The 11,943-nt window shown below is 40.9% G+C and carries 9 protein-coding genes; all 9 read left to right on the forward strand.

Annotation, left to right across the window (positions count from 1 at the left end; translation table 11 throughout):
• Window positions 1-136 precede the first annotated feature (136 nt).
• Window positions 137-2,641 carry an excinuclease ABC subunit UvrA gene (gene uvrA, locus AC3WJJ_RS00550; RefSeq protein ID WP_492537038.1) on the forward strand — a complete coding sequence of 835 codons (2,505 nt, stop codon included), beginning with the start codon at window positions 137-139 and terminating at the stop codon, window positions 2,639-2,641.
• A 33-nt stretch (window positions 2,642-2,674) separates the two neighbouring features.
• The gene (locus AC3WJJ_RS00555) at window positions 2,675-4,201 is read left to right on the forward strand and encodes an MDR family MFS transporter (protein ID WP_492537040.1); all 1,527 of its coding nucleotides are present in this window, start codon (window positions 2,675-2,677) and stop codon (window positions 4,199-4,201) included.
• A 105-nt stretch (window positions 4,202-4,306) separates the two neighbouring features.
• Complete coding sequence (locus tag AC3WJJ_RS00560) at window positions 4,307-4,843, forward strand: hypothetical protein (RefSeq protein WP_492537041.1); 537 nt, start codon at window positions 4,307-4,309, stop codon at window positions 4,841-4,843.
• Window positions 4,844-4,969: 126 nt separating this feature from the next.
• Window positions 4,970-5,212, forward strand: coding sequence for a hypothetical protein (locus tag AC3WJJ_RS00565; protein ID WP_492537043.1), 243 nt, complete (start codon window positions 4,970-4,972; stop codon window positions 5,210-5,212).
• 66 nt (window positions 5,213-5,278) lie between these two features.
• Complete coding sequence (locus AC3WJJ_RS00570) at window positions 5,279-5,896, forward strand: class F sortase (RefSeq protein WP_492537045.1); 618 nt, start codon at window positions 5,279-5,281, stop codon at window positions 5,894-5,896.
• A 138-nt stretch (window positions 5,897-6,034) separates the two neighbouring features.
• Entirely contained in the window at window positions 6,035-7,831 is a 1,797-nt protein-coding gene (locus AC3WJJ_RS00575) for a right-handed parallel beta-helix repeat-containing protein (RefSeq protein ID WP_492537047.1), read from the forward strand.
• 169 nt (window positions 7,832-8,000) lie between these two features.
• Complete coding sequence (gene metE, locus AC3WJJ_RS00580) at window positions 8,001-10,289, forward strand: 5-methyltetrahydropteroyltriglutamate--homocysteine S-methyltransferase (protein WP_492537049.1); 2,289 nt, start codon at window positions 8,001-8,003, stop codon at window positions 10,287-10,289.
• Window positions 10,290-10,442: 153 nt separating this feature from the next.
• Window positions 10,443-10,787 (forward strand): hypothetical protein, encoded by a 345-nt coding sequence (locus AC3WJJ_RS00585; protein WP_492537051.1) that lies wholly within the window; start codon window positions 10,443-10,445, stop codon window positions 10,785-10,787.
• A 70-nt stretch (window positions 10,788-10,857) separates the two neighbouring features.
• The gene (locus tag AC3WJJ_RS00590; protein ID WP_492537053.1) at window positions 10,858-11,907 is read left to right on the forward strand and encodes an aminoglycoside phosphotransferase family protein; all 1,050 of its coding nucleotides are present in this window, start codon (window positions 10,858-10,860) and stop codon (window positions 11,905-11,907) included.
• Window positions 11,908-11,943: the final 36 nt, after the last annotated feature.

The following is an 11,943-nucleotide window of genomic DNA, read 5'->3' on the forward strand; positions in this document are numbered from 1 at the left end:
CTATTTAATATCTTGATCATCGAGATATTTGAATAAAAAGATACTTTGTTATCAAATTATCGTCTGATTTATTGTATCGAAACCACGACGTAAAGACAAGAATTAGCTGGAGTTTTAGGCGAGGAGGATATGGTTCATGAATGAGAGCATTGTTATTAAGGGTGCACGTGAGAACAATTTGAAAAATGTCTCCCTTTCGATTCCTAAGTATAAGCTTGTTGTTCTAACAGGCCCATCTGGATCGGGTAAATCGACGCTGGCTATGGACACACTTCAGCGGGAATGTCAGAGACAGTATATGGATTCCATGAGAATGTCATCCGATACTATCGGAAAACCGAAGCTTGATTCCATTCAAGGACTATCTCCTTCAATTAGTGTTGGACAGCATGTCACTAACCGTAATCCGCGGTCTACAGTCGGGACCGTGACAGATATTTATACTTTTGTTCGGTTTATTTATTCGAGACTGGGGGAGCGGACTTGCCCATACTGTAAGGAGAGTATTCAACCAACATATGAACCAGCGGGTGCATTAATTGACGACGATGAAGAATTCGAGTTTCAGACAATAGGCTGTCCGCATTGTGGGGCAGAACTAGAGCAATTAGGGATGTCACATTTTTCTTTCAATAAACCGGAAGGAGCTTGTGAATCTTGTAGTGGTCTAGGTCATCTGGCAACAATTAATGAAGATGCGGTCTTCAATCATGAGCTGAGCTTGAAGGAAGGGGGAGTTGCTTCCCTGAATGGGGTCCATCGTGATATCCAAATTCGTATTCTAGCAGCGGCTGGAAAGCATTTTGGTTTCGAATTCGATCCAGATCAGCCCTTGAAAGATTTCGGTCAGGTGCAGCGTGATTTGTTGTACTACGGTGTGGAGAGTGAAGTATTCAAGAGCCATTATCCTGATATCAGACCTATTCAAGGAACGAAGTTCGAAGGGGTCATTCCTGGTTTGTGGCGGCGCTACAAAGAGAAGGAAGGCGAGAGTTCAGCTCAAGAGAAGGACGGGGGCTTCTTCCGTGAACAGTTATGTCCGGAGTGTCTCGGAACACGCTTGAAGAATGAGGTGCGACTTGTACAGGTAGCTGGTGCATCCATCATTGAAGTATGTGACTGGTCACTGAGCGACGTATACAGGTGGACCCAAAGCTTAGAATCCATGTTGCCGCCAGGAGGGTTACATTTACTTCGACCGATTCTTGATGACATGCCTGAACGTCTAAAACGGATTATTGATGTGGGACTTGGTTATCTATCCATGAATAGGCAGACAGTATCACTGTCTGGTGGAGAAGCACAGCGCTTACGTCTTGCATCACTGCTTGGTTCTGGCTTGACGGGTGTTCTTTATATTCTTGATGAACCTACAACGGGGCTACATCCGCGGGATACTGTTGGCCTCATACGAGTACTCAAGGAATTACGTGATATGGGAAATACGGTGCTTGTCATCGAGCATGATATCGAAATGATGCGTGCTGCTGATCATGTAATCGACATGGGACCAGGTGCTGGATTAAATGGAGGAACTGTTGTGGGTGAAGGATGCTTGGAAGACCTGATGGCGAGTGAGCTTTCCATAACGGGTGCATATCTGAGAGAAGAGAATATGTCAGTTCCCGCCCGCATTCGTAGAAAAGGCAACGGACAGTTTATTACGATTCACGAAGCACATATTCGGAATGTTAATATTCATACACTATCAATTCCGTTAGGCTGTCTCGTATCCGTAACAGGAGTTTCAGGTTCAGGAAAATCTACGTTAGTATTCGATGTTCTAGCCAAAGGGATCTCGCATGGACAAGAGCAGCTGGGTTGTAAGGAGATTACGGGTTTAGATCAAGTAGGAAATATTGTGATCTTCGATCAATCGCCAATAGGAAGAATTCAGCGCTCTAATGTTGCGACATATACAGATGTATTTACACATCTGAGACAACTATTTGCTGGGTTACCTGAAGCTAAGAAAAGAAAGCTTACAGCTAAATATTTCTCATTCAACACACCAGGTGGCCGCTGTGAAACATGTCAAGGACTCGGCGTATTATCTGTCGATATGAACTTCATGCCTGATCTGGAGGTGAAGTGTCACGATTGCAGAGGCAGAAGGTTTACGGATGAGGTCTTGCAAGTGAAGTTCCAAGGATATTCCATTTCAGATCTGCTGAATATGTCGGTGCAGGAAAGTTTTGATGTCCTCAAGTCAGAGTCCAAAATCGCAGGTATTATCGAAATGTTATGTGAGGTTGGGCTTGGTTATCTTCAGTGGGGTCAATCGGTCAAAACCTTATCTGGTGGGGAAGGACAGCGTATTCACCTCGCTAAAGAGCTGAGTAAACCATCCAAAAACCATACACTTTATCTATTAGATGAGCCTACAACGGGACTTCATCCATCTGATATCAAGCAACTTCATATTTTACTCAATAAGCTGGTCGATTCGGGAAATACCGTTATGGTTGTCGAGCATAGTCTAGAACTGATTCGAGAATCTGATTGGGTCATTGATATCGGTCCTGAAGGCGGAGCAGCAGGAGGTAATCTTGTAGCTGTGGGGACACCAGAAGATGTAGCACAAGTATCAGCTTCCTATACAGGCAAGTTTTTGAGAAGAATTTTAGCAGAAGGGCTATAGAAATCAATTGATTGATGTGGGGGAAACAACTAAGTGAAGGTAAAGGAAAATAACATAGGTATTATAATTGCTGCGCTGCTGCTAGCTACGTTAATGGCTTCGATGGATAACACCATTACAGCAACAGCGATTGGCACGATTGTTGGAGACTTGGGCGGTTTCGATAAACTTATGTGGGTAACGTCTGCATATATGGTAGCAGAAATGGCTGGTATGCCGATTTTCGGTAAATTATCCGATATGTATGGTCGTAAACGCTTCTTTATATTCGGGATCATCGTATTTATGATCGGTTCTGCGCTATGTGGAACAGCAGAGTCCATTGTACAGTTGAGTATTTATCGTGCAATTCAAGGTATTGGTGGCGGAGCACTTGTTCCAATAGCCTTTACCATCATGTTCGATGTAGTAGCTCCCGAGAAACGGGGGAAGATCGGCGGATTATTCGGTGCTGCATATGGAATATCTAGTATTTTTGGCCCTCTTATTGGAGCTTATATAACGGATTATATCCATTGGAAGTGGATATTCTATATCAATTTGCCGGTAGGTCTTATTGCATTCGTTATGATCGCTTTCTTTTACAAAGAGTCTGTAGAGCACTCCAAGGAAAAAATCGACTATTTGGGTGCATTTACACTAGTGGCTTCGATCCTTTGTTTGATGTTTGCGATTGAACTAGGTGGTAAAGAATATGCTTGGAATTCCAGTATGATTATTGGATTGTTCTCAGCTTTTGTAGTGTTCATCGTTGCTTTTGTGTTCATTGAGCGCCGAGTGGAAGAACCTATTATTACCTTCGGCATGTTCAAGAATCGCCTCTACTCCTCTAGTAATGTAATGGCCATTTTTAGCGGTGCGGCTTTTATTACAGCATCTGTCTATATTCCAATCTATATACAAGGTGTATTTGGAGGCTCTGCTACAAGTTCGGGGCTTGTTCTCCTTCCGATGATGCTCGGATCCGTGGTTACGGCAGCGGGTGGTGGGTTCCTACTTAATCGATTTAATTATCGTTCTATCATGATATCGACGTTGGTATTATTGGTTCTCGGTATGGCAATGCTCAGTACGTTAAGGACGGATTCCTCACGTTTTATGGTAACAATCTTTATGATTCTAGTCGGTCTTGGAATAGGGTCCTCTTTCTCAGTACTTAGTAACGCTGCCATTCATGGATTCTCGGCAAAACAGCGCGGATCAGCAAGTTCAACACTTAGTTTTACGCGTGAGCTTGGTATGACGCTTGGAATTACCGTATTCGGTATTATTCAAAGTCATCTGTTTACGAATAAATTATCGTCTATGTTTAGCAGTGGCCGTCCAGTGCCGGATGGGGTAGATCTAAGCGATCCAAGTAAAATATTGACACCGGATAGTAGGGGACAAATTCCTACGCCAATTCTAGATAAAATCACAGAAGGATTGTCCTCATCACTTGTTCAAACCTTCGCTTGGGCGATTATTCCGGCTGTCATTGCTTTGTTGGCTGCTTTTGCTATGAGCAAAGAAAAATTTGATCCAGCCTCTGAACTGGAAGAATATACAGTTTCACACTAATCTTTGAAGACCTGCTACTCGTAGCGGGACTTTTTTTTATAGAAAATTTGAAAAATATGTTAAAATCAATATATATGTTGAATAAGCCGATAGGAGATGGTTGAGTTGCAGAAGTTATTTATTGTGCTATTTACGATACTGATTGTTATCACTGGCTGTCAACCGAATTCACAAAAAAGGGAAGGTTCTGTTCAACAATATGAACTTATAATGCCTGAAACCATGCCGGAGGATTTCAATTTTACTGTTAGCTTCGGATACGGTGAAATGAATAAAAATGAAATTAATACATACGATGGGACCGTAACAAAAGATTTGATTGTAAACGGAACTGTAACGGCAAATATTACTCTTGATCCCGAGGAGAAACGTAAAATTTACAATAAAATGAGTGAAATTAATGTGATGGGTACGCAAGACTTAATCTCTTCCCAACAAAATTGTACTAAAACTCCCTTTAATGTAGACGAGTGGCGCATTACGGTTGATGGTAACTTTAAAATTATCAATTGGTCGGATAAACACTGTGAAACAACAAGTGATGCGAATCAGTTACTCGCACTACGAGAATACATCATGCAAATAGTCGAGCAAAAAGAAGCATACCGATCTCTTCCTGTTGCAGAAGGTGGATATGATTAAATCGATTTTTCTTTGTGTCGCATGATATGCAGCTTTTTTTATGCTCAGAATTAATTTCCACAAATACTCCAGAGGAAAAAGCAGATATTAAGGTCTGGGGAAAAACAACAGAGGAGGAATAGAAAAATGAAAAAAATAGTGTTCTCAGTATTGTCCGCGTGTATGATTCTTACGGCATCAGCAACAGTAGCAGGTGCAGCACCAGTTGAACACAAAACGCACGCTAAAGAGCACAAAATGCACATGAAAGAGCATAAAGCTAAAGCGCACAAAATGCATATGAAAAAAGCAAAGGAACACAAACTGCACTCCAAAAGTATTAAACCAAAAGCACTTCCGAAAAGTGGATATGGTGGCGTAAGCGAGTAGAAAATTACATGAAAAGAGGAAAATTAATTTTTCCTCTTTTCGATTTATAGAAAAGGTGATGCTCATATGAAACGACGACAACTCATAATCAACTTTGTAATTATCCTCCTATTGCTGTGTGGTTGTCAGCATAAATCTTCTCATGATATGAATCCCATACTTCAAGTTAAGGAAGATGATGGGGATAAAGAACCAGTTAAAAAGATTTCAGAACCTACACATGATTTACCTCGACCTGAACCCATCATTCCTAATCAAGTATGGATTCCATCTGTTGGAATTAAGGCTCCTGTAGAGCCTGTCGGACTGCTAGATAATGGTCAAATGGATGTACCTAAGTCAAGTAATATAGCAGGTGTATTTGTTAATGGAGTTATGCCAGGCGAACAAGGGAATGCTCTTATGGCAGGGCATTTAGACAGTTATACAGGACCTGCAATATTTCACCCTCTTAAACGAGTTAAACCAGGTGATCCAGTAGTAATATCTAATGAGGACGGGAAATATCTTGTATTCAGGGTGGTTGCTGTTGAAAGTTATCTTACTTCTGAAGCGCCTTTAGATAAAATATTTGGGGATACTAATCTTGAGCAATTGAATTTAATTACCTGTGCAGGGAAGTTTGATCGTAATAAGCGTGAGCATAATAAAAGATTAGTGGTATACACACGCTTGATGAAATAATTTAGATAAACGCATGATATTTCGCTTATATTCATGTTCGACTCTAGATCAATTTTGTCATTCCATTCCAAACTTATAAATGCTATTTTAAATAGTAATGTAACAATCTTTTGGAATGCAACGATAGGAGGGTGATACATGAGCAGAGGAACCATTATCGACATCTCAGATTATGGAGCAATTGCAAATTCAGGAATGGATGCCAGCCAAGCTTTTAGGCAAGCAATAGATGACGCTAAACAAGCTGTGAAGCCTGTAATATTAAATATTCCGAATGGGATATATGATTTTCAGTCTATAACCGCCGAAAGATTGCCTTATTATATTTCGAATACGACATCACGGGCGGATACGCCAGAAGCACTTCGAACAATCGGATTATTGTTTAAGGATATGGATAATATCATGATTCAAGGAAATGGCTCAACGCTAATGTTTCATGGCCTGATGACACCTATCGCATTTGATCATGTCACTAGTGTTCATCTACATAATATCAATATTGACTTTAACCGTCCCGTGATGTCGGAGATCACTGTAACCGCTATTGGTGATGATTATATTGAAGCATCCGTTCATCCTGATTCCTGGTATACGATAAGCGACGGTAGATTAACTTGGATCGGTGAGAATGGTTGGAGTCACAGTCAGACATCTGCAAGTATGGCACAACAGTATAACCCGGCTAACAAGAGAACTTGGCGGAGTTGGAATCCGGTTTCAAATGCTACTATTGTAGAGGATCTTGGAAATAGAACAATACGTTTAAATTACGTAGGAAGTCCAGATCACAGTGCTCAAGTTGGACAAGTTTATCAGATCCGTAACACAATACGTTTTGAACAAGGTGCTTATATACATCGATGCAAGGATGTAAGATGGACAGATGTTAATGTCTATGCAGCCCCGGGATTAGGCATCGTTAGTCAGTATAGTGAGAATCTCGAATTTGTGAGATTAAATTTCAGCCCCCGAGAAGGAAGCGGGCGAACGAATGCCTCAATGGCTGATTTTATGCAGTTTTCGGGGTGCAAAGGTGATATTTATGTCACGGATTCTAATTTTTTTGGTGCACATGACGACCCGATTAATATTCATGGTACACATCTAAGAATTATTGAAAAGCCAGCCGCTAATCAGATTAAAGTTCGATTTATGCATTCCGAGAGCTGGGGGTTTGATGCTTTCTTAGTAGAAGATAAAATTGATTTTATCCAAGGTTCAACCTTGCTTCCTTATGAAAGCGCTACAATTACAGGAGTGAGCCGAATCAACGATACAGATATTCTTATTACAATGGATAAAGAAGCTCCTAACTCGATTAAACTTAATCATGATGTTGTAGAAAATGTAACATGGACACCTAATGTGAAGATTTCCGGATGTACCTTTGAGTCAGTCCCAACCAGGGGGGTGTTGGTTTCTACACGTGGAACTGTTCGGATTGAGAACAATACGTTTAACAAAATGCATATGAGCGCAATTCTAATTGCGGACGATGCCCAAAGCTGGTATGAATCTGGGATGGTTACGGATGTAAGTATTAAGAATAATCGGTTCATTGAGAACGGAGGGCCTGTTATCTACATTGCCCCGGAGAACACGGAGTATGCTGGTCCTGTTCATCGTAACATTAGGATTGAAGGGAATTCGTTTCTGATGTTAGACAATACGCTGTTTGATGTGAAGGATACACAAGGGATACAGTTTGTAGATAACAAGATCGTTAGGGTGAACAACTTATCTAGTGCTAATGAGCATCATGCCATAAGTTTGACTCAAAGTCAGGATGTTGTGATTCGAGGGAATATGTTCGAAGGAGAAGGTGTCAATCGTATCATTCAACTCGACGTGGCATCCATGGATACCATCGAAATATCACCTGAACAGCAATGGGTTGTAGTCCAAAAGGACGAAATATTGAGAAGAAAATAATAGTTCATGAAAAACAACTCAATGATTTGAGTTGTTTTTTCGTATAGAGAAGCAAGTTTTGGGTTAGTTATAGCTGTTGGCTATAACTAGATATAGTTTATTCGAGTTACCCTATACCAAGCTGTTCATGATATCTTTCTTGTAACAATTCGTATGGGAGTGTTCGAGGATGGTAAAGAGCAGTGTTTTGGGATATCCGCGTATCGGAGCGGAGCGTGAATGGAAGAAGGCGCTTGAAGCATTTTGGTCTGGAAAGATTGAAGAATCTGTGTTACATGAGAAGCTGAAGGAGATTCGGCTTAATCATTTACGTAAGCAACAGAAGAAAGGCATTGATCTGATCGCCGTCAATGATTTTAGCTATTATGATCATATTCTTGATACAGCTACTATGTTTGGAATTGTCCCTAAGCGTTTTGCTTATGAAGGTGGGCGTGTTCCATTGTCTATATATTACGGGATCGCCCGAGGAACCAAGGAAGCAACAGCGAGTGAGATGACCAAGTGGTTCAACACTAATTATCACTATATTGTACCTGAGTTAGATGGGGCGACTCCTGTTCTTACAGAGAATAGACCCCTTGCAGCTTATAGAGAAGCGAAGGAAGAACTAGGTATTGAGGGAAAGCCCGTTCTTGTTGGACCGTTGACATTTTTGAAATTGTCCAAAGGATACGAACCATCCGAGACAGCAGCTTGGATTGATCATCTATTACCTCTCTATGTACAGATTCTTCAAGAATTGGAACAGGAAGGAGTTCAGTGGGTACAGATCGATGAGCCTATTCTTGTAACCAAATTGAGTGATGAGGATCTAAATGCACTCAAGAAAGTATATGATACGTTTGCTGCAGCAGCTCCTTCGCTGAACATCATGTTGCAAACTTACTTCGAATCGGTTGAGAATTACAGTGACGTCATTAACCTCCCTGTAAAAGGGATCGGGTTAGATTTCGTCCATGGCTTATCAGGTAATATTTCATCAATCCAAGCACAAGGTTTTCCGTCTGACAAAGTCTTGGGTGCAGGGATCATTGATGGACGTGGCATTTGGAAAGCATCTCTTCGTGAGAAATTAACGATACTTGAACAACTATCGGGATTCGTAACGCCAGACCGACTGATTGTTCAATCTTCATGTAGTTTACTTCATGTTCCGGTAACCGTTCGTAATGAGGCGAAGCTCTTGCCTGAATTGAAGGGTGCACTCGCATTTGCTGATGAGAAGCTGGATGAAATTATCCTTTTGACAAAAGCAGTCTCTACAGGTGTAAGTTCAATTGCTGTAGAATTAGAACAGTGCGATCAGGCTCTTGAGAAACTGAAGCAATCAGGAGCTCGCAATCGTAATGATGTTCAAGAAGCTGTTGCTGTGATAAGTATTCAGGACCCGAAACGTTCCCGTCCTTTCGCTGAGCGTCACATCGCTCAACAGAAGAAATGGCAATTACCGATTCTACCTACAACGACAATCGGTAGCTTCCCACAATCAGCTGAGGTGCGTAAGGCACGTCAACTCTGGCGTAAGGGCGAATGGAATCATGAGCAGTATGAAGGATTTATTAATGAACAGATCGATATTTGGATCAAATTACAAGAAGAGATTGGGATCGATGTACTAGTTCATGGTGAGTTCGAGCGTACAGATATGGTTGAATTTTTCGGTGAGAAGCTTGAAGGTTTCGCATTCACACAGTTCGGCTGGGTGCAATCATACGGTTCTCGTTGCGTGAAACCACCAATTATTTTTGGAGATGTAGCATTTGATGAAGCGATGACGGTTAAAGAAACCAAATATGCTCAATCGCAGACCAAGCACCCGGTCAAAGGAATGCTTACAGGCCCAATCACCATTATGAACTGGTCCTTCGTCCGCGATGATATTTCACGCGAGCAAATTGCTTATCAATTGGCCTATGCACTTAGACAAGAAGTAGAGGCACTTGAAAGTGCTGGTATTGGCATGATTCAGGTTGATGAACCTGCAGTTCGTGAAGGATTGCCATTAAAAGAAGAGGAGCAAGCTGAATACTTGGCGTGGGCTGTGAAGGCATTCCGTATGACCACTTGTACGGTACAAGACACGACACAAATTCACACCCATATGTGTTACTGTGAGTTTCATGACATGATTGACTCCATCGAGGCGATGGATGCTGATGTCATATCGATAGAAACTTCGCGTAGCCATGGTGAGTTGATTCATAGCTTCGAAGTGAACACTTACAAGCTTGGTATTGGACTCGGTGTATACGATATCCATAGTCCTCGTGTTCCTAGAGTCGAAGAAATGACAAGTATGATCGAACGTGCCCTTCGAGTACTTGATCCGAAGCTATTCTGGATTAATCCGGATTGCGGACTGAAGACACGTGGACTCGAAGAAACGGTTGATGCTCTACGTAACATGGTTAAAGCGACTGAGATTGCTAGGTCGAAACATGGGCTGAAGGTATAATTAGATAACTCATATATTGGAGATGAGCAGGCTACTAAGGTAGTCTGCTTATTTTATGTTTCCCAAGATGTAATCTGAATGAAACCCTAACTTCTGCCAAGGTTCGGGTGTTTACTATAATTAGAGGTGTATTTAACCAAGGAGGTGTATCGTATGAGTCCAGAAATTACGATATTTCCATTCGTAATTATTGTCATTCAGTGGATACTTCGTGTAAAGATTGTACCCAAAGATGCTGATAAGATTTCTGATACGGATGGAGTAAAATTATATTATGCTGGAGGTATTATTATCTCAGCAATTGCATTCACGGCTATATTTACCATTGATATTACTGATAACGATAATATGAAATGGTTGTGGTTAATTATAATCGTTATTGGGTTCGGATATAATTCGTTTCTCTACTGGAAATTTATCAGGGAGTCCAACGAACATATCGCTTCGCTAATTACGCTAATTGTAGGTATCGTCTATATTTTAATCTTTATATTTTAATAGATTTAATAGCAGCATTGAATGAGTTAACCTAGTATTAATGTCATACAACCAAGAGGATGATTCAACGATGGACAATTCATCTTATCGTATAAATTTTAGTAAGCTTTGTGAAAAGTACAATCTTGGACAGTTAACAACTGAACCAGAACAAGTACACGGCGGTTTTTTACATAGAATGTATCAATTGAAAACCGATAAAGTCGAATATGCTGTGAAGGCTCTTAATCCACAGATTATGAAGCGTGAAACAGCCATGAATAACTATATTTTTTCGGAAAAGGTTGCTAATTTGGCGCTCCAAAATGGAATAAATGCTCTTCCGGCTATCATCTCTAAAGGCAGTTGTATTCATGAAGTTGAGGGGCAATACTATTTGCTGTTTCCATGGATTCAAGGCAAGACATTACCTACGGGGAACGTTGACATGGATTGTTGCATAGCGATAGGAGAAACACTGGCGAAGATTCATAAATTCGATTTTTCGCAGCTCTTAATTTGCAGTCTAGATGATAATAAACCAGTTACAGATACAGATCGTGTTGATTGGAATGAATATGCCCTAAAAGGAAATAGCGATAATCTAGAATGGTCATCTTTGTTGTTAGATCATCTAGATAAGCTTTACTACTGGGATAAGCTAGCTGACGCCTCAGCTAAATTACTAATGAACAATCGTGTTATCAGTCATCGAGATTTAGATCAAAAGAATGTGTTATGGGACAAAAACAAGGGGCCTTCGATTATTGACTGGGAATCAGCAGGACTAACCAATCCAACATTGGAACTGATTGACGTGGCATTATATTGGTCAGGTTTTGAATCCGGAAATCTAAGTGAAGATGCATTCTGCTGTGTCATTCGCACCTATCTGAATCATGGAGGGAAAGCTTCGGATAACTGGCTGGCTGTTCTGAATTGTGGTTTCCAAGGGAAACTAGAATGGCTAGCGTATAACATGAGGCGTTCTCTTGGGCTGGAAAGCACGGATGACTCGGAACAACAACTTGGAACAAGAGAAGTGATAAAGACTATTCAAACACTAAATGACTATGCTGATATCATTCCTCAGTGTATAGAATGGATTGGAGGTATAGACGAAAGTGGTATGAGAGGTTAATGACGAATCCTCATTTTCTGATTGTAAAAGCTAAGA

The organism is Paenibacillus sp. FW507-14B1B (genome assembly GCF_058781425.1).

Coding starts and splice junctions, on each gene's coding strand:
- metE (WP_492537049.1), top strand. CDS start 8,001: ATGGTAAAGAGCAGTGTTTTGGGATATCCGCGTATCGGAGCGGAGCGT.
- AC3WJJ_RS00570 (WP_492537045.1), top strand. CDS start 5,279: ATGAAACGACGACAACTCATAATCAACTTTGTAATTATCCTCCTATTG.
- AC3WJJ_RS00575 (WP_492537047.1), top strand. CDS start 6,035: ATGAGCAGAGGAACCATTATCGACATCTCAGATTATGGAGCAATTGCA.
- uvrA (WP_492537038.1), top strand. CDS start 137: ATGAATGAGAGCATTGTTATTAAGGGTGCACGTGAGAACAATTTGAAA.
- AC3WJJ_RS00585 (WP_492537051.1), top strand. CDS start 10,443: ATGAGTCCAGAAATTACGATATTTCCATTCGTAATTATTGTCATTCAG.
- AC3WJJ_RS00590 (WP_492537053.1), top strand. CDS start 10,858: ATGGACAATTCATCTTATCGTATAAATTTTAGTAAGCTTTGTGAAAAG.
- AC3WJJ_RS00565 (WP_492537043.1), top strand. CDS start 4,970: ATGAAAAAAATAGTGTTCTCAGTATTGTCCGCGTGTATGATTCTTACG.